This is a genomic window from Amycolatopsis sp. lyj-90 (genome assembly GCF_046549035.1).
Lineage (GTDB): Bacteria > Actinomycetota > Actinomycetes > Mycobacteriales > Pseudonocardiaceae > Amycolatopsis.
In genome coordinates this window covers 1-16805 of record NZ_JAJPWP010000013.1, presented here as the reverse complement: position 1 = coordinate 16805, position 16805 = coordinate 1, and the positions used below count along the sequence as shown (strand labels likewise).

At 67.2% G+C, this 16805-nt stretch carries 16 protein-coding genes; 10 read left to right on the top strand and 6 right to left on the bottom strand.

The window, feature by feature from the left end; all coding sequences use genetic code 11:
* Window position 1: 1 nt before the first annotated feature.
* The gene (locus ACLJPX_RS37825; protein WP_410605097.1) at window positions 2-1300 is read left to right on the top strand and encodes a hypothetical protein; all 1299 of its coding nucleotides are present in this window, start codon (window positions 2-4) and stop codon (window positions 1298-1300) included.
* Window positions 1297-2841, top strand: a complete 1545-nt coding sequence (locus ACLJPX_RS37820) for a hypothetical protein (RefSeq protein WP_410605096.1) — start codon at window positions 1297-1299, stop codon at window positions 2839-2841. The genes ACLJPX_RS37825 and ACLJPX_RS37820 overlap by 4 nt, the downstream gene beginning before the upstream one ends.
* 15 nt (window positions 2842-2856) lie before the next feature.
* On the opposite strand, the gene ACLJPX_RS37815 is transcribed toward ACLJPX_RS37820, so the two are convergent.
* Window positions 2857-3573 (bottom strand): Clp protease N-terminal domain-containing protein, encoded by a 717-nt coding sequence (locus tag ACLJPX_RS37815; protein WP_410605095.1) that lies wholly within the window; start codon window positions 3571-3573, stop codon window positions 2857-2859.
* A gap of 156 nt (window positions 3574-3729) precedes the next feature.
* On the opposite strand from ACLJPX_RS37815, the gene ACLJPX_RS37810 reads away from it, so the two are divergent.
* Window positions 3730-5472: a cation:proton antiporter gene (locus tag ACLJPX_RS37810; RefSeq protein WP_410605094.1), complete on the top strand. Its 1743-nt coding sequence runs from the start codon at window positions 3730-3732 to the stop codon at window positions 5470-5472.
* Here ACLJPX_RS37810 and eno read toward each other — a convergent pair.
* Both eno and ACLJPX_RS37800 read right to left on the bottom strand, forming a co-directional pair.
* Entirely contained in the window at window positions 5467-6756 is a 1290-nt protein-coding gene (gene eno, locus ACLJPX_RS37805; RefSeq protein WP_410605093.1) for a phosphopyruvate hydratase, read from the bottom strand. The two genes, ACLJPX_RS37810 and eno, sit on opposite strands and share 6 nt — an antisense overlap.
* Window positions 6757-6936: 180 nt before the next feature.
* Entirely contained in the window at window positions 6937-7536 is a 600-nt protein-coding gene (locus tag ACLJPX_RS37800) for a DUF1707 domain-containing protein (RefSeq protein WP_410605092.1), read from the bottom strand.
* A 148-nt stretch (window positions 7537-7684) separates the two neighbouring features.
* Between ACLJPX_RS37800 and ACLJPX_RS37795 the strand changes: the two genes are divergently transcribed.
* Entirely contained in the window at window positions 7685-8101 is a 417-nt protein-coding gene (locus tag ACLJPX_RS37795) for a DUF6892 domain-containing protein (protein ID WP_410605091.1), read from the top strand.
* A gap of 43 nt (window positions 8102-8144) precedes the next feature.
* Here the strand turns inward: ACLJPX_RS37795 and ACLJPX_RS37790 are convergent, their stop codons facing one another.
* Window positions 8145-8741, bottom strand: coding sequence for a hypothetical protein (locus tag ACLJPX_RS37790; RefSeq protein ID WP_410605090.1), 597 nt, complete (start codon window positions 8739-8741; stop codon window positions 8145-8147).
* A gap of 154 nt (window positions 8742-8895) precedes the next feature.
* Between ACLJPX_RS37790 and ACLJPX_RS37785 the strand changes: the two genes are divergently transcribed.
* Complete coding sequence (locus ACLJPX_RS37785) at window positions 8896-9732, top strand: MerR family transcriptional regulator (RefSeq protein ID WP_410605089.1); 837 nt, start codon at window positions 8896-8898, stop codon at window positions 9730-9732.
* Between the two features lie 5 nt (window positions 9733-9737).
* Here ACLJPX_RS37785 and ACLJPX_RS37780 read toward each other — a convergent pair whose 3' ends face one another.
* The gene (locus ACLJPX_RS37780; RefSeq protein ID WP_410605088.1) at window positions 9738-10313 is read right to left on the bottom strand and encodes a TetR/AcrR family transcriptional regulator; all 576 of its coding nucleotides are present in this window, start codon (window positions 10311-10313) and stop codon (window positions 9738-9740) included.
* Window positions 10314-10353: 40 nt separating this feature from the next.
* Here ACLJPX_RS37780 and ACLJPX_RS37775 point away from each other — a divergent pair, with 40 nt between their 5' ends.
* The 3 genes from ACLJPX_RS37775 to ACLJPX_RS37765 all read left to right on the top strand — a co-directional run bounded on the left by ACLJPX_RS37775 (window position 10354) and on the right by ACLJPX_RS37765 (window position 14386).
* The gene (locus tag ACLJPX_RS37775) at window positions 10354-11307 is read left to right on the top strand and encodes an SDR family NAD(P)-dependent oxidoreductase (RefSeq protein ID WP_410605087.1); all 954 of its coding nucleotides are present in this window, start codon (window positions 10354-10356) and stop codon (window positions 11305-11307) included.
* 146 nt (window positions 11308-11453) lie between these two features.
* The gene (locus ACLJPX_RS37770; protein WP_410605086.1) at window positions 11454-13811 is read left to right on the top strand and encodes a molybdopterin-dependent oxidoreductase; all 2358 of its coding nucleotides are present in this window, start codon (window positions 11454-11456) and stop codon (window positions 13809-13811) included.
* A 23-nt stretch (window positions 13812-13834) separates the two neighbouring features.
* Complete coding sequence (locus tag ACLJPX_RS37765) at window positions 13835-14386, top strand: EF-hand domain-containing protein (protein WP_410605085.1); 552 nt, start codon at window positions 13835-13837, stop codon at window positions 14384-14386.
* 134 nt (window positions 14387-14520) lie between these two features.
* Here the strand turns inward: ACLJPX_RS37765 and ACLJPX_RS37760 are convergent, their stop codons facing one another.
* Window positions 14521-14919, bottom strand: coding sequence for an STAS domain-containing protein (locus tag ACLJPX_RS37760; protein WP_410605084.1), 399 nt, complete (start codon window positions 14917-14919; stop codon window positions 14521-14523).
* Window positions 14920-15667: 748 nt separating this feature from the next.
* Here ACLJPX_RS37760 and ACLJPX_RS37755 point away from each other — a divergent pair.
* Window positions 15668-16195, top strand: a complete 528-nt coding sequence (locus ACLJPX_RS37755; protein ID WP_410605083.1) for a GNAT family N-acetyltransferase — start codon at window positions 15668-15670, stop codon at window positions 16193-16195.
* Window positions 16196-16351: 156 nt separating this feature from the next.
* Window positions 16352-16805 (top strand): alpha/beta fold hydrolase (locus tag ACLJPX_RS37750; RefSeq protein WP_410605082.1); only part of this gene is annotated, 454 nt, incomplete at its 3' end.

Here is a 16805-nt window from a genome sequence, read left to right as displayed (position 1 = left end):
GGTGGCCGACACGGTCGCCCGCTACTACCGGAGCACCGCCGAGGCGGCGCCGCTGATCGCCCGTGGCGAGATCGACGACGACCTGGTGGCCCGTCGGCTTGACGAACTGATCGACTCGGTGGTCACGGGCGGGAACGTCAGCGGCCCTCAATGGAACATGCTCACCGGCCTGCTCTGCCGGAAGCCTTACGCGATCGTGAGTCCGCGGCGCACCTGGGAAACGCTGTCGGAACGCCTGCTGGTCGAAATGGCGGTCTCCGACGGTGTGCACTGGATGCACCGCGCCGAAGGATTCCAGCGATTGCTCGCGCACCCGATCGGCGGCTCCGCGGCGATCGCGTCGGCGGCGTCGGCTTCGGCTGATCGCGGGGTCCAAAGCATGGTCGGCACCGTCTCGGTGCTGGACTCGACGGCGGCGCCGCAGGCTTCGGATCTGGTGGTCCGCCATCTCAGCTCACCGCTGACGGACCGTACTTTCACCGGCGCGCTCCTTGCTTGTATCCGCAAGGTCAGACAGGGCCACTTCAAACACGGGCACCTGGTCGTCGTCTGCGACATCGTCACCCAGCTGTTGTCCGGGCGGATCCCCGCTCGTACGACCGCTCTCGCGGGGGCCGTGCTCAGGCTGTTGCCTCTCGATATGCGCAGATGCGTCCCCGCCCGTATCTGGGACCAACTGTCCCGAGAACTGGACACAGCCAAAGAGGTGTTCGCCGATGACGTGGTGGCCACGATCGCGGCAACCACCCCTGAGGCGTGGGGCGACGAAGTCCTGCGCCAACTCCTCTGCGAGACCCTTTTCGCCGACGTCTTCGATCAGCGCCTGTACGCCCAGTTCATGATCTACAGCACCAACTACAGGGTTCCGGTCGCGCGTGAGCTGTCCGAGGTTTTACGTCGTCATCAGCGGTCCACGGACTGGGCTGTTCCACTCATCGAGGCCTTGCGGGTGATCGGAGGGCCGTCCGAGCGCAGGGACGTCGAGAGACTTGTCCTGAACCCGATGGTGCCGGTGGCCATCCGCGACGCCGGCGCCTCCGCGCTCGGTCACATCGGAGGAACCAGTCCGGACGGCTTCTGGCAGGCAGCACTGACACGTGCTCTCGAGACTTACCGCCAGACGCCGGGGAGTGCTGCGATATCGCTCCTCGACCGCCTGGTCTACGCGATGGGCATGGCCGGGAACAGGCCTGCCCTCACCCGGGTTTCGACCTGTCCGGAGATCCCGGCGCGAGTCCGCGGGTCGGTTCGATGGTGGCTTTCGCTGCCGTCGTACATCCAGGAAAGTGTCCGGTCATGACGATGGATCCGACCGACAACGAATCGGCCTTGATCGCGGCTTCACGACGCGGTGTGGTCCACAACTGCGGGGACCTGACGGTCGGGGAGCTGGCGAACTCGGCCGACCCCTCCTATTCCGTTCGCGGCGAACTGATTCGCGAACTGCTGATCGGAAGGCACGGTGAGATCGATCCCCGTGGGGTCCGCCTGCAAGCGGCACGTGTCACCGGGGTGCTCGATCTGGAACTGGTCCGCACCACCACGTCCCTGGCGTTACGGCACTGCTTCATCGAACATCCCGTCCACCTGGAGGACGCGCGGCTCCCTCGCGTGGATCTCTCCGGAAGTCACGTTCCCGGCGTTCTGGCCAGTGGCCTCCGCGTCGAGGGGAACCTCGTCATGGGAGACGGATTTCGAGCGGACAGCGGTGACGACAGGGGAACCGTGCAGTTGAGAGGAGCCGACATCACCGGATTCTTGCGGATGAGCGGTGGTCAGGTCAGCAACGACTCGGGGCCGGCGCTCAGCGCCGTCAACATCCGTGTCGGGAGCGGGATCTTCCTGCGAGACGGTTTCACGGCGACCGGCGCGGGCGAGCACGGCGCGGTCCGCCTGACCGGTGCGCACATCTACGGCTCCTTGGAACTCATCGAGGCGACGCTGGTGAACCGATCCGGGCCCGCGTTCCTCGCCGATCGGATGCACATCGAGGGCTATGTCCATTTCAGCCGTGGATTCATCGCTTCCGGGATGGGTGACGCGGCCACCGTGCGCATGCGGTCGGGGCACATCACCGGATCCCTGGCGTTCACGGGTGCCTTGCTGGACAACGGGACTTCCGGCGTGGTGGTCGACCTTCAGCGCACCACGGCGGGGGCGGGCCTGTTCTTTCCGCGGTCACTGATCTGCGGAGACAAGAGAAAGAACTGCCGTGACGCGAGAAAGGTCGACGTCGAACACTGTGCTTACGGATCTCTGCCGAGTATCCACTGGCAAGAATGGTTACACCTGTTGCGCCGTCACACGACGTCGTATCGGCCGTCGCCGTACCAGGCGCTGGCGGCACTGCAACGGTCGAGCGGTCACGAGGGCAACGCGCGTCAGGTACTCATCGTCCAGCAGGACGACCTGCGTGCGCGAGGCGGGATCGGTTCGCCCGCCACCCGGGCGTTGCACGCTCTATGGGGAGCGGTGGCCGGATACGGCTACCGGGCCCGAAGGCTGGCTGTAATCCTGCTCGGCGCGCTGCTCCTCGCCGGTTTGCTCTGCTGGTGGGCCGGGCACTGGCCGACCACTCCCGGGCACCACGCCGCCGAACGCACGACTGCGTCCGGCAGCCCGCCCGGTACCGCTTGTTCGTCCATAGAACTGATCGGACTGGGAATCGATCGGGGTCTTCCGCTCGCGCCCGCCGGTGTCCGCGCGCGGTGCGACATGGACACCTCTGTTCCGGCGGGCCAGTGGTTCACCGCCGCGATCTGGCTACTGCAGGCCCTCATCTGGGGGCTCGCGACATTGGCGATCGCCGGCTACACCAGCCTGATCCGGAAATCCGGATAGGGGAGACAGACCAGGTCAGGCCGTTCCGCCGGGGTTCGACGGCGGCTCGTCGGCGGCGTCCGCGACGAACCTCTCGGCGGCCGCCGCGTCGACGCCCAGTGAGGACAGCAACCCGGTGCCGTTCTCTACTTCCAGCAATGCCAAAAGGATATGGCCGGTGCCGACGCCGTCGTCGTCGAGCCGCAAGGCCGTCCGGAAGGTCAGCTCGAGCGCTTTCTTCGCACGGGCGTCGTACGGAATCATCACCGGATCGGCGTCGGTGCGTGGCGGCAGGGTCGCGACCACCGTTTCCCGTGCGCGGTCGAGATCGACATTCTGCGCCCGCAAGGCATCGGCCGCGGTGCCCTCGGTGCCGAGCAGGCTGAGGACGAGATGCGCGGGGATGATCTCGGCGTTGCCCGCCAGCTTGGCCTCTTGCATGCTGGAGATGACCGCGGCGCGGGCGGGCTGGGAGAACTTCTCGAAACTGTGCGACGGGTTGGCGTCGGGTTTGCCGACGAACCGTTTCTGCGCGGCCTGTTTGGTGACGCCCATGCTGCGGCCGATGTCGGTCCAGGACGCGCCCGAACGACGGGCCTGGTCGACGAAGTGGCCGATGAGATGGTCGGCGACCTCACCGATGTGATCGGCCATCAGCATCGCTCCGGCAAGTTGGTCGAGGGCGTCGGTGTGGTTCTTGGTGATCGCCGTGATCAGGTCGTCGAGCCTGACCGGCGGGTTTGCCTGTGTCATGTCGTCAACCCTAGGTTGACTAGCCCGGTTTCGTCAACCTCAGGTTGACACCGGAGGGGCGGCTGTTCCCGACTTGCGGGCCCGGCGATGTCGTGTCACCAATGGACACGCTCCACTCCAGTGACGTCCTGAGCCGCGAGAGGATCCGTACAGCCTGTGGACCTGACCCTCGTCGTCGTGCTCGGTGTCATCAGCATCGTGGCCGTGGCCGCGTTCTCCGAGCGGCTCAACCTGGCCGCGCCGCTGAGCCTCGTGCTGGTCGGCATCGGCCTGAGCTTCCTGCCGGGCGTCCCGCACCCGGAGGTGGAGCCCGAGCTGATCCTCGCGGGGGTGCTGCCCCCGCTGCTGTATTCGGCGGCGGTGAACATGCCGATGGTCGACTTCCGGCGGAACATCCGGCCGATCACCGGCCTCGCGGTCCTGCTCGTGGTGGGGTCGACACTGGGCGCGGGCTGGCTGTTCCACTGGCTGATCCCGGATATCGGCTGGCCCGCCGCGTTCGCGCTCGGCGCGGTCATCAGCCCCACCGACGCCGTCGCGGCGACTTCGGTGGGACGGCGGCTCGGCTTGCCGCCCCGGCTTCTGACCGTCCTCGAAGGCGAAGGGCTCGTCAACGACGCCTCCGCGCTCGTGCTGCTGCGGTCCGCCGTCGCGGCGGTCGCCGGGTCGGTGTCCGTCTGGGGCATCGTGGGGGAGTTCTTCTACGCGGTCGCCGTGGCGGTCGGGATCGGGCTCCTGGTCGGAGTCGTCAACGTCCGGGTGCGCGCGTTGCTGGGCAACGCCGTGCTCAACACCGCTATCTCCTTCGTGGTCCCGTTCATCGCCTTCCTGCCCGCCGAAGAGGCGGGCGCCTCGGGCATCCTCGCCGTCGTCGTCGCCGGACTGGTGACCGGTCACCTCGCCCCGCGGCACCTGCGCGCGACGGATCGTCTCGCCGAGACCGTCAACTGGCGCACCGTGGCCTTCCTGCTGGAGAGCGGGATGTTCCTGCTCATGGGACTCAGCGTCAAAACCCTCGTCGACGAGGTGCACGAGGACGGCTCGAGCGCTTGGCGTGCGCTCCTCATCGGCCTGGCCGCCTCGGCGCTCGTCATCGTCGCGCGCATCGTCTTCGTCGGACCGCTCGTCGCGGGTCTGTACCGCGAACAACGAAGAGCGGCGCGATTCAAGCCTCGCTTGGAAACGACCCAAGCGGTTCTTCGGGGCGACGAGTCCCATCCCGCCGTCACCGAGCGCCTGGACAAAGCATCACCGCGGCGGGTGGAGAACCTCCGGAAACGGCTCGATCGTGCCGCCGCGGACGTCGAGTTCCGGCTCACCGAGACCCTGGGCTGGCGTGGCGGCGTGGTGCTCGGCTGGGCGGGGATGCGCGGGGCGATCACCCTGGCCGCGGCGCAGACCCTTCCGCAGGACACGCCGGATCGCGCGCTGCTGGTCCTGATCGCCTACGTGGTGGCGACCACGACGCTGCTCGTCCAGGGTTTGACGCTCCCGGCGGTCATCCGCGCGGCACGAGTACCCGAGGAGGATCCGGACCGGTTGCGCCGGGAGTACGTCGGTCTCATGACCGAGCTGACCGAGGCGGCCAAGTCCTTTTTGGACGATCCGGCGCTGGAAGACCCTGGCAACGGGCCGTTCAGCGAGCGGGTCCTGGACCGGGTGCGGTCGGATGTGCGCGTCCCGTCCGGAGCCCGGGCCGGCCGCCCGGAACCGGATCAGGCCGAAAACGTGTTCCAGTATCTACGGCTGCGGTTGCGCGTCCTCACCGAGCAGTCCGAGCGCCTCCAGCGTGCGCGGTCGAGCGGCCACTACAGCTCGGAGGCCTTGAGCCGCGCGCAAACCTCCCTGGACGTGGAGATGGCCCGCCTCGAGCAACTGGGGGACAAGCCCGCCTCATGACCGGCGGCGGCCCCTGATGGTGGTTGCCCCGGCGTAGCGGGCCTCGGTGCCGAGTTCCTCTTCGATGCGGAGGAGCTGGTTGTACTTGGCCGTGCGGTCGGAGCGCGACAGCGAGCCGGTTTTGATCTGGCCGCAGTTGGTGGCGACGGCGAGATCGGCGATGGTGGTGTCCTCGGTTTCGCCGGAGCGGTGGGACATCACCACGGAGTAGCCTGCCTTGTGCGCGGTCTCGACCGTGGTGAGGGTTTCGGTGAGCGTCCCGATCTGGTTGACCTTGACCAGGATCGAGTTCGCGATGCCGCGCTCGATACCGTCCTCCAGCAGTTTCACGTTGGTACAGAACACATCGTCGCCGACGAGCTGAACGCGGTCGCCGATGGCGCCGGTGAGCTGCTCCCAGCCGGTGAAATCGTCCTGGGCGATACCGTCCTCAATGGACACGATGGGGTAGCGCGAGGTCAGGTCGGCGAGGTAGGCCACGTGCTCCTCGACGCTGCGCTTGCGGCCTTCCCCGGTGTAGTCGTAGACGTCGCCGGTGTAGAACTCGGACGCGGCCGGGTCGAGCAGCAGGGCGATGTCTTCGCCGGGGGTGTAACCGGACTTCTCGATCGCGCGCAGCACGAACTCGAGCGCCTCGTCGGCGGAGTTGAGGTTCGGCGCGAAGCCGCCTTCGTCGCCGACATTGGTGCTGTGCCCGGCTTCGTGGAGCGAGGCGCGCAAGGTGTGGAACACCTCCGAACCCATCCGGACGGCGTCGGTGAAGGTCTCGGCGCCGAGCGGGCCGATCATGAACTCCTGGAAGTCGATCGGGTTGTCCGCGTGGGCACCGCCGTTGATGATGTTCATCATCGGCATCGGCAGCAGATGCGCGGACACGCCACCGACATAGCGGTACAGCGGGAGGTTCCTGGCAGCCGCTGCGGCTTTGGCCACGGCGAGCGAGACGCCGAGGGTGGCGTTGGCGCCGAGCCGGGCCTTGTTCGCGGTGCCGTCCAGCGCGATCAGCGCGCGGTCGACGTCGGCCTGCGCCTCCGCGTCGCGTCCGACGATCGCTTCGGCGATCTCGGAGTTGACGGCGTCGACGGCCTTGCGCACACCCTTGCCGTGGAAGCGGGTCTTGTCCCCGTCGCGGAGTTCGACCGCTTCCTTGGTCCCGGTGGAGGCGCCCGACGGAACGGCAGCCCGGCCGAGCGAGCCGTCCGCCAGTTCGACGTCGACCTCGACGGTCGGGTTGCCCCGGCTGTCGAGGATCTGGCGGCCGTGGACCCGGGTGATGACGGTCATTTCTCGCTCCTCGATGAGTCGCGCCGGAACACCGGGCCCGAGACGGCCACGGCGTATCGGCTGCGGTGCGCGGCACCCCAGTGAGCCGCGAGACATCCGGGAGACTAGCAGAGAATCACTGAATCGATCCCGAATTCCGTCCGGCCGGCTCGGAGAGCAGGACGCACCTGCCCGGCGCGACTACGTTCGCGAAACTCCCCTGATCGTCTTGCGCCGCGAATCGCGGGCCTTCCGGATCACCTTCACCGAGCCCCACCAGGCGAAACCGGTGACGCGCAGCACCGGCGCACCGATCGCGGGCCGTGGCCGTGTCCGGCTGCGACCGGTCCCGAAGCCGCCCATGAGCCCGATTCCCCGGACGTCGACGACGAAGTCCTCCGGGACCACGATCGTGACGCCGCCCATGATCGCGACGGCCCTGATCGTGCAGGAATCGGCGGTGATCTCGGCGTGCCGCAGATCGAGGCGCACGCTTCCCCAGAAGGCGCGGCTGACGTGTTTCGACGGCAGGGGCCCGTCGAACCGTCGCCGCGTGCCCGACATGACGGCGATGGAGGACCGCCCGCCTCGTGTGTCCTCGGCGTCGGTGCTCACCGGAGAGAGATCCGCGACGACCGGCTCGAAGTCCGCGAAGGTCTTCGCCGAGTAGACGGCGTCGAGTCTCGCCTCCAGCTCGGCGGTGGTGATCCGGCCCGCCCCCATGGCCTCGTACAGCAGCTGAGCCACCCTTTCGCGGTCGGAATCAGCCACTCGCCTCGCCGATCGCTCCACTTCAGACATGGTCGCGATTGTAGGGGTCGGGGCCGTTTTTCCTTACCTGTGAAGAAAAAGTGGTCCGGCGACCTTGACGCAGGTGAGCAGGTGCCGGAGAGGTGGGATGACGGGCGTGACAAAACCAGGCCGCGTTACGCCGTATAGGGTTCGGGGTATGAGTCAGCAGATCCCGTTCGCCGACACCAACTTCAAGCTCGCCGTCGTCCAAGAGCTGATGTACAACCAAGACCTCCTGCCGAAGTTCAACCTGCGGGAGTACGCCGCCGCGCAGGGTTTCACCTACGACGACGGGAGCGTCGAGGCGGTACCTGAGGCTCTGGCCTACTTCGAGGCGCTCGAGGTCCCTGTCGAGCTCGCGGAGAAGATCACCGAGATCGAGATGGACGGCGGCAACGAGATCTACCTGGAGATCGCGCCGAACTGGGACGGCGAGGACGGGCTGTTCGACGTCGACGAGTTCGCCGACCTGCGGCACTTTCCCCACCTGAAGTCGATGACTCTGCTCTACACGGGCAACGAGGAGGCTCTGGAGACGTTGCGTGCCCGCGGCATCGAGGCGGACTGGCCCTGACGCGAGACTTCTCCTCTTAAGGTGGAGAAGGAGGACTCGGGGATCACAGTCGCTCACCCAGTAGCTTCGCCACCTGGGTGTAGACGTCGTCGCGATGGTGGGGGAGATGGATGTCCACCATCCTCGTCTCCCCGTGGACGCGCTTGGCGATGGCGAGCGTGGTCCAGTAGTCGTCCAGTTCGCAGTACATCGCGGCGTCTCCGACTCCGGGAAGCGGTGTACTCGGGCCGGGGCAGTTCTCGGCCGTGGTGGAGACCGGAGTGTTCGGGTCGGCTTTGGTGAAAGCGAAGAAGTAGAGCCGTGGCGCCGATTCGCGCGGCGGATCGCCGGTTCCGTAGGCACAGGTGAACTTCGGCGCCGTGTCGGTCGTTCCGGGAGGTTCTTCCTTGGCGACGATGCCCGAGGTGCCGATGATCTGGGCGAGTTCGCCTGCCCCGAGGAACGGGCAGGCGGCGGTCACCTTCGGAGGGGAAACCGCCGGGGTGAAGGTGGGCGGCGGGCTGCTGGTGGCCGGTTTGCTCGGCGGCGGTTTGCTCGTCGACGACGGAGGTGGCGGCGTGGGACTTTCGTCCGGACCGCCGCAGGCCGAGGCCGCGAGCAGCAGACTGAGCGCGGCGAGAATCCCCCAGGATCTGTCCATTCGGGAAAACTAGCCCTGAGACGCGGGAACTGCCAGTTCTCTCTCTTGGAACACGTGTGACTTCAACAAGTTGTTGACGGCTTGGCGTATTGCACATGCCGCTACGGCATGTGCTGTCCTTGGAGGCACCACAGCACGAGAGGCGCCGTTTGCGATGTACCTTTCCTTCACGTCTCCCCGGCACGTCAAGATCGGTGATGCCGCCGCTTTCGCTGGGACGACCCCGCGCGCCATCCGCCACTACCACCAGATCGGCCTGCTTCGGGAGCCTGAGCGCGGTGGGGACGGCCGCCGCCGCTACGGCTACGACGACATGATCCGTCTGTTGTGGATCCGCAAGATGGCAGAGGCCGGCATCAAGCTCGACGACATGCGGGCCGCGTTCGACGAAACCCGGGACATCGAGGAAAACCTGGGCCTCCTGGACGAAACCCTGGCCGCACAGGAGGCCAACATCCGACGTCAGCGCGCGGCCGTCCAGCGCCTGCGGGCCGTGGGCAGCCCGCTGGGACTGCTCTCCGACCTGGTGACGGACCGGCTCAGTCACCTGCCGCCTGGCGCGCTGCGCCCCTCCGACCTGGAGGCCCTGCTGGTCACGGAACGGATCTTCGGCCCGCTGGGCGCCGCCATCCAGGCCGGCCTGTTCGTCGCGCTGGCCACCCACCCCGACCTGCGGGCCGAGGAAGACCGTCTCGATCTGGCCGAAGCCGCCCTCGACGACGGTGTCGAGCCGGACGATCCGCGCGTCGAAGACCTTGCCATCCAGCGATACACCCATAACAAGGCCGTGTGGCAGGCCATCGAGGCTGCCGGGCTGGACGCGGACGAGGAGAAGCTCTTCGAGAGCTACGAAGACCCGGATGAGGGAGGCGACACACAGATGAGCGCCCTCGAAGCGTTCACCAAGATGCCGTACGACTTCTCACCCGCCCGGATGCGCTGCATCGAGCGCGCGGGACAACTCCTCGGTCAGGATCTCGCAGACAGCTGACGCCGTCATCCGCGTCGGATCGCGTCGATCAGCATGTGCACGAGTTGCTCCACGCTGACCTGCCACTTGTCTTTCGCCAGATGACCGCTGAGTTCCATGCCCGCGATGCCGTGCGCACTCGACATCAGCAGCGCGCCGTAGCGAGGAGCGTCGGACTCGCCGACAACATCCGCGACCAGGGCCAGGAATACGCCTTCGAGCCGGCCCGCGGCCTCCAGTGCGGCAGGCGTATCGGCCGGAGCGCTGAACATCAGCGCGTACCGGTGCGGTAGACGGCGAGCGACGTCGATCAACGCCAGAATGGCCCGCTCCAGCCGGATGTCCGAAGTGGACTCGAGGTTCGCGCGAAGGTGCTCGACGTCGTCCGCCAGGGAACTCCACGTGTTGATGGCGAGCTGGGCCAGCAGATGTTCTTTGTTCTCGAAGTGCCCGTAGGGCGCACCTCGCGAGACTCCGGCCCGGGCTCCGACCGCGCGCAGGGTCACGGCGTCAGGGCCGCCCTGGTCGAGCAGTTCGGACGCGGCGCGGACAAGTGCTCGCCGCGTGGCCTCGGCGGTCTCGGTGCGTGTCACATCGGCCATTCTAGTTGACAGTGTCATCCGAACTGGGCAGGCTATCCATATGACAGTGTCATATGAGTTGCCCGATCTGACGGGCCGCACCATCGTCGTCACCGGGACGACCTCCGGCCTCGGCCTCGCCCTCTCCGGTGCGCTGGCGGCGGCCGGTGCCCGGATCCTGATGACCGTTCGCGACGCCGAACGTGGAGCGGCGGCCGTCGACCAGGTGCGAGCCGGGATCGAGGGCGCCGGGTCGGCCGAACCCGTTTTGCTCGACCTGGCCGACCTTTCCTCGGTACGGTCCGCCGCCGCGGAGATCCGGGAGCGCACCGGGGACCGGATCGACGTGCTGATCAACAACGCCGCGGTGTCGCTGGGGCCGCACAGCCGGACCCGGGACGGGTTCGAGTTGCAGATCGGCACCAACCACCTCGGCCCGGCCGCGCTGACCTGGCTGCTGATGCCCGCGCTGCGAGCGGCCGGAGACCGCGGGCGGCCCGCGCGGGTCGTGACGACGTCGAGCCTCGGCCACCGCACCGGTGGACTCGACCTGGCCGACCTGCATTGGGAGCGCCGGCGTTACTCGCCGACCCGCGCCTACGGAGCCTCCAAACTGGCGAACCTCCTGTTCGCCGCGGAGCTCGATCGACGGTTGCGCGCCGCCGGAGACCCGGTGCTGTCGATCGCCGCTCACCCGGGACTGACGACGTCACAGCTGCTGACCAACGCCCTCGCCCGCGGGAGCACGTGGAGATCCCGCCTTCTCGTGCTGCCGGACCGCTACCTCTCGCAGCCGGTCGCCGCCGGTATCGCACCTCAGCTCATGGCCGCCACGGGACCGGTCGATGGCGGCGACTACCTGGGCCCGGCCGGACCGTTCGAGATCCGCGGCGCGGCCGGTCCGGCGCGTCGTTCGGCGGCCGCCAAGGACCGGGGGCTCGCGAACGAGCTCTGGCAGGTCACGAGTACCGCCACCGGGGTCACTCCGGATCCCGGGCCTGCGATCCACACGTGACCGCGACGGTCCCTCACCGTCTTCAATCTCGCGCCGGTCGGGGCTACCGTGGATGCACGTCGTCGGCCGAGGACCGCACCGGCACGCCGGAGTGCGGGGACTTTCCCCACCGGATCGAAAAACTTCAGAGCCGGAGTTGATGCATCATGGAACGGCGCTTGTCGGTTGCGACGCACTGGGGCAGTTTCGTCGCTGTAGTCGATTCCGGCCGATTGGTGCGAATCGAGCCGAAGCAAGACGATCCCTCGCCTTCGCCTATCGGCCCCGGAATGGTGGCGGCGGCCGACGACGGCGCTCGGGTGTTGCGCCCGGCAGTGCGCAAGGGCTGGCTGAACGGCGAGCCGCGCGTCCCCGGCGCGAACAGAGGCACCGATGCCTTTGTGGAGGTGAGCTGGGAGCAGGCGATCACGCTGGTGAGCGATGAACTCCGCCGAGTTCGTTCACAGCACGGGAACAACGCGGTGTTCGGCGGATCCTACGGCTGGGCGAGTGCGGGCAGGTTCCACCACGCGCAGGGACAACTCCACCGGTTCCTGGCGTTGGGCGGGGGATACACCGATTCTCGCAACACCTACAGCACCGCAGCTTTGGAAGTCATCCTCCCGCATGTGATCGGTGGTCATCCGTGGAGCTACCAGAGCAGGATGCCGATGTGGGACGAGATAGCCGAAAACTGTGAGCTCGTGGTGGCTTTCGGCGGGCTGGCCCTGAAGAACAGCCAAATCAACCCCGGTGGGCTGGCCAAGCACCGGACACGGAACCTGCAGCGCCGGTGCCGTGAGGCCGGAGTGCGGTTCGTGAACATCAGCCCCCTTCGCAGCGATGTCGCCGACTTCCTCGACGCCGAATGGCTGCCCGTCATCCCCAACACCGACACCGCCGCGATGCTCGGCATCGCACACACGATGCTGGTCAACGGATGGCACGATGAGGACTTCCTTCGCCGGTGCTGCGTCGGGTTCGACCGCTTCGCCTCCTATCTGGTCGGCGAACTCGACGGCATTCGGAAGGACGCTTCCTGGGCGGCGAAGATCACGGGCATCGGTCACGACACGATCATCGACCTCGCTCGGCGCCTCACCGCCCGGCGTTCTCTCATCATGGTGAATTACGCGGTGCAGCGGGCAGACCACGGCGAACAACCGATCTGGATGTCTGTCGTGCTGGCCGCCATGGCGGGCTCGATGGGTCGGCCTGGATGCGGCTGGGGCGCGGGTTACGCGACGATGGACGCGACGGGCGTTGTCCGAGACCGTGCCTCCGTGGCGACGATACCGGAGGTTTCCAACCCGGTTCCGGACTTCATTCCCGTCGCGAGGATCGCCGATACCCTGCTGCATCCGGGCGAGGTGATCGACTACGACGGCAGACGCCTCACTTTGCCCGAGCTCCGCCTGATCTACTGGTGCGGAGGGAACCCGTTCCACCACCACCAGGATCTCCATCGGTTGACCCGCGCTTGGCAGACCCCGGACACGGTGGTGGTTCACGAAGCCTGGTGGAACACGACGGCCAAGTTCGCGGACATCGTCCTCCCCGTCGCCACCAGCCTGGAACGTGACGACTTCGCCGCCGGGTTTTCGGACCCGCACCTCGTCGCGATGCCGAAAGTCCGCGAGCCGGCGGGGGAGTCGCGTACCGATCACCAGATTTTCGCCGCCTTGGCTTCTCGGCTCGGATTCGAGCGGGAGTTCACGGAGTCGCGCTCGGAGAGCGAATGGGTCCGGCATCTTTACGAGCAGACGAGGGTCAAGCTCGGCGACGATGCCGGATTGCCGGGCTTCGACGAATTCTGGCGAAGCTCCACCGCCGAACTGCCGGCGTTGACCGGACCGTTTCCGGGCAGTTTCGAGGCTCTCCGCTCGGATCCGCGAAGTTTCCCCCTGACGACGCCGTCGGGTCGGATCGAGATCTTCTCGGAGACGATCGACTCGTTCGGCTACGACGACTGCGCCGGGCATCCGAAATGGTTCGAACCGGCAGAGTGGCTTCGTGCCGGTCTGTCGGCCCGGTTCCCGCTGCACCTGATCTCGAATCAGCCCGGCTCACGCCTGCACAGCCAGTACGACAACGGTGGCCACAGCCTCGGTTCGAAGATCCGCGATCGTGAACCGGTGACGATCAATCCGTCGGACGCCGCGTCGCGCGGCATCGAGAACGGGATGATCGTGCGCGTCCACAACGACCGAGGCAGCTGTCTAGCGGGCGCGATCCTGTCGGACGAAGTCATGCCAGGCGTCATACAACTGTCCACCGGAGCGTGGTGGGATCCGGTCCAACCGGGCCTGAGCGGAACACTGGACCGCCACGGCAATCCGAACGTCCTCACCGCGGATCGACCGTGTTCGCGCCTGTCTCAAGGGCCGAGTGCTCTCAGCGCACTGGTCGACGTCGAGGCCTACGACGGACCCCTTCCCGAGGTACTCGCCTTTTCACCACCAAGCCTTGCCACCCGAAAGAATGATCCGACCGCCCCCTTCGTCGCACCCCTGGACACCGCGTGAAGACTTGAATACCTTGCGTGGCCATGACTGGAGTTCGGGATCTCAAGTACCGCCAGTGGTTCAGAGGTGCGGACGTCGACGGCGACGGGGTGATCACCCGTCAGGACGTCCGGTTGATGGGCGAGCGTTACATCGCTGCCCGTGGTGCCGTGCCGGATCCCGCGACCGCCCGCCGGCTGACCGAGGGGCTGGACGCGTTCTGGACCGCCGTGATCGCGCCGATGGACCAGGACGGTGACGGGAAGGTCGATCTGCGGGAGATGACCGAGGGATTCCAGCGGACGCTGGCCGATCCCGCCTTGTACCCGCAACAGGTCGGGCCGGTGGCCGACTGCTACTTCGACCTGATCGATCTCGACGGCGACGGCAAGGTCGACCGAGCGGAGTTCGGGGAGATCTTCGGCCTGGCGGGCAATGTGTCCCAGAAGGACTGTGCCGCGGTCTTCGACGCGTTGGACGAGGACGGCTCAGGAAGGCTGGATCGCACCGAATTCCACCGGGCGCTCGCGGAGTTCTTCTACGGCGACGACCCGGACGCCCCCGCTGCGCATCTGTTCGGCAAGATCCCCGGCTGACCGGTCTCGCCGTGTTGCCCCGGTCCTTCGGTAGATCCGGGCACACCAAAGGAATCCTCATTTTCAGCGTCGTGGCCAGGTGCTCGCTGGGACGGGTCGCCGTGCTCGACCCTGGTGCGAACAGCAGGTTCCGATCAGGGCGTGAACGTCATGACCGGCCTGTCGCGGTGATCAGTGCGCCCCGCGTTTCGGAGCCACGTGCGAGCGTCGGAGGGCCGACGGTGCACAACCATGTCGGAGCCGAGGCGGAGCGTGAGCAGCGGGCGAAGGATGGCGTAGGCGGCGGTGTGGAGCGCGAAAGGTACTCCAGCGCGCTGTGCGTCCGCGCACGCGGTCAGGAGTTCCGAGAAGGTGCCCGCGGAACCGAACGTCATCGTGGTGGCGTCGACGAGGATGGCACGGGGCTTGGCGGCGATCGCGTCGGCGAGGCAGGTGCTCAGCGAGGTCTTCTTAGTAGCGTCGAAGTCCCCGCGGAGGGCCACGACCAGTGCGTCGTCGCGCCAGATCGTCTGTTCGAAGCCTGCCCGTGGCATCGGGATCCGGGAACTGCGATCGATCCGGGAACTCGACGTGCGCGCAGGACAGTGGCGTGACCCGGTGGGGGACATGGTGACGTCGGCTCCTCGGACTTGATCGCTCGTGGCGCTCGCCGGGGTGAGACCGTCGGCGCGACAGAAAGAGGATCATAACCCGGCGTGCTGTACGGCCGGAGCCGATGCCAGGTCGAACACCGGCGACCCTTTCGGCGGGCCTGCCGAGCTGACCGCGGCTGGTGACCTCGACGGGTCGAGGTGCCACCTCACTGCGACGGTGCTGACGGAAAGTGTTTGGTCGTACAAGAGATCCGGGTAATCGAGAAACGACGTCTGGGCAGAACGACCATGGATGCGAAGTCAGCGCGTCGCATGGCGGTGACTTGGGATCTTTTCGGGGCTGTCTGGCTCATTCTGGGAGTAACCGATGTGGGGCCGATGGACTGGAAGAACTGGGCCAACGTCGGCCTCGGCGCGGTGTTGCTGCTGGGCAGTGGCTACTACTGGGTCGTGTTCCTGCGCGGGAACCGGAAGGATCCCTGAGCTGCCGACATGGCGTCGCCGGCGGCGGCGAACAGCGCTGTCGTGATGACGAGAAGGACGCGCAAGCCGAGACCAGAGCGGGTATTCGTTCGACCGTCTTGCCGTACCGCGTTATGGTCGGCGCCGTGCCGAGGCCGTCCTCGTCGCCATCACCCCACGCGTGCTGCTGCCGCTGAACCAGCCTGGACCACGAGGAGCATTTCCCATGACAGTGACCCGTTCCGGCTCGGTGGAACTTGTCGCGGTGGACGATGTCGTGCTTGACGACCTGGTCAGGATCGCGGTCGAGGATGCCTCGGCCGACGACGTGACGCCGCCGCTGACGGCGGACGGCTCGTGGAGCGACGAGCGGATCGCTTGGCTGCGCGCCTACCATCAGGACCGTCGAGGCGGTCTGGCCGGACCCTGCCGGGAACGTACCTGGGCTGTTCGTGCCGAAGGAATGATCGTGGGGGCGGTGCGCCTCGCAGCCGGTCCCGCCGGCGAGACGGCCGCGGAACTGGGGATCTGGCTCGCACGCTCGACGCGGGGTCGCGGCCTCGGCGCCGCGGCGGTGCGGCTGCTGGTCGACGAGGCGTCGGCGGCCGGTGTGGCGACGCTGAGTGCGTCGACTCGTGAGTCCAACCAGGCAGCCCTGCGGATCCTGCGGTCCGTCGGCTTCACCACCGACCGGCCCGGTCCGGACGGAGCGGTCGAGGCGCGACGCGGACCGGCGCAGAGCGATCCCGCCTGACAAAGTCACGTCTTCAGCCGGCCAGTTGTGCGCGCGATCTGATTCAGCCCTATGGCCCGCCCGCCCTCACATTGACGTCGCCGTCAGGCTCGAGCAGGAAGCCCGCCAGTGCTGAGGTAGTTCTATGCACAGCATAATGTGGTCTATATTTAGAATATGATGAATTTAGATGGGGTGCTCAGTCGTGACGGTGGGGTGCTGCGGTACGGCGACCTGGCGGGGGATGGGCGTCCTGTGGTCTTCACGCACGGCGCCGGGATGGACCACCGGATGTTCGATGCGCAGGCACTGGCGCTGAACGAGGCTGGTCACCGGGTGGTCAGCTGGGATCAGCGGGGCCACGGCGAGTCGAGCCTCGCGCCGGGTGTCCGGTTCACCGCGGCGAGCGCGCTCGAGGATCTGAGTGCCCTGCTCGACCATCTCGGTCTCGATCGCCCGGTCCTTGTCGGGCACTCGCTCGGCGGGAACCTCGCGCAGGCACTCGTCCGTCGTTTTCCCGCGCGCGTGTCCGGTCTCGTTGTCGTGGGCTCGGCGTGGAACACCGGTCCGCTCACGGCGGTGGAGCGGTTTTCGCTGAAACTCGCCGCTCCGGCGCTCGCCCTCATTCCCG

What these genes read in the sequence shown, in the direction of transcription:
- ACLJPX_RS37815 (WP_410605095.1), bottom strand. Translation starts at nt 3,573, where the DNA reads ATGACACAGGCAAACCCGCCGGTCAGGCTCGACGACCTGATCACGGCG.
- ACLJPX_RS37770 (WP_410605086.1), top strand. Translation starts at nt 11,454, where the DNA reads ATGGAACGGCGCTTGTCGGTTGCGACGCACTGGGGCAGTTTCGTCGCT.
- ACLJPX_RS37765 (WP_410605085.1), top strand. Translation starts at nt 13,835, where the DNA reads ATGACTGGAGTTCGGGATCTCAAGTACCGCCAGTGGTTCAGAGGTGCG.
- eno (WP_410605093.1), bottom strand. Translation starts at nt 6,756, where the DNA reads ATGACCGTCATCACCCGGGTCCACGGCCGCCAGATCCTCGACAGCCGG.
- ACLJPX_RS37775 (WP_410605087.1), top strand. Translation starts at nt 10,354, where the DNA reads ATGACAGTGTCATATGAGTTGCCCGATCTGACGGGCCGCACCATCGTC.
- ACLJPX_RS37790 (WP_410605090.1), bottom strand. Translation starts at nt 8,741, where the DNA reads ATGGACAGATCCTGGGGGATTCTCGCCGCGCTCAGTCTGCTGCTCGCG.
- ACLJPX_RS37755 (WP_410605083.1), top strand. Translation starts at nt 15,668, where the DNA reads ATGACAGTGACCCGTTCCGGCTCGGTGGAACTTGTCGCGGTGGACGAT.
- ACLJPX_RS37820 (WP_410605096.1), top strand. Translation starts at nt 1,297, where the DNA reads ATGACGATGGATCCGACCGACAACGAATCGGCCTTGATCGCGGCTTCA.
- ACLJPX_RS37785 (WP_410605089.1), top strand. Translation starts at nt 8,896, where the DNA reads ATGTACCTTTCCTTCACGTCTCCCCGGCACGTCAAGATCGGTGATGCC.
- ACLJPX_RS37795 (WP_410605091.1), top strand. Translation starts at nt 7,685, where the DNA reads ATGAGTCAGCAGATCCCGTTCGCCGACACCAACTTCAAGCTCGCCGTC.
- ACLJPX_RS37800 (WP_410605092.1), bottom strand. Translation starts at nt 7,536, where the DNA reads ATGTCTGAAGTGGAGCGATCGGCGAGGCGAGTGGCTGATTCCGACCGC.
- ACLJPX_RS37780 (WP_410605088.1), bottom strand. Translation starts at nt 10,313, where the DNA reads ATGGCCGATGTGACACGCACCGAGACCGCCGAGGCCACGCGGCGAGCA.
- ACLJPX_RS37760 (WP_410605084.1), bottom strand. Translation starts at nt 14,919, where the DNA reads ATGCCACGGGCAGGCTTCGAACAGACGATCTGGCGCGACGACGCACTG.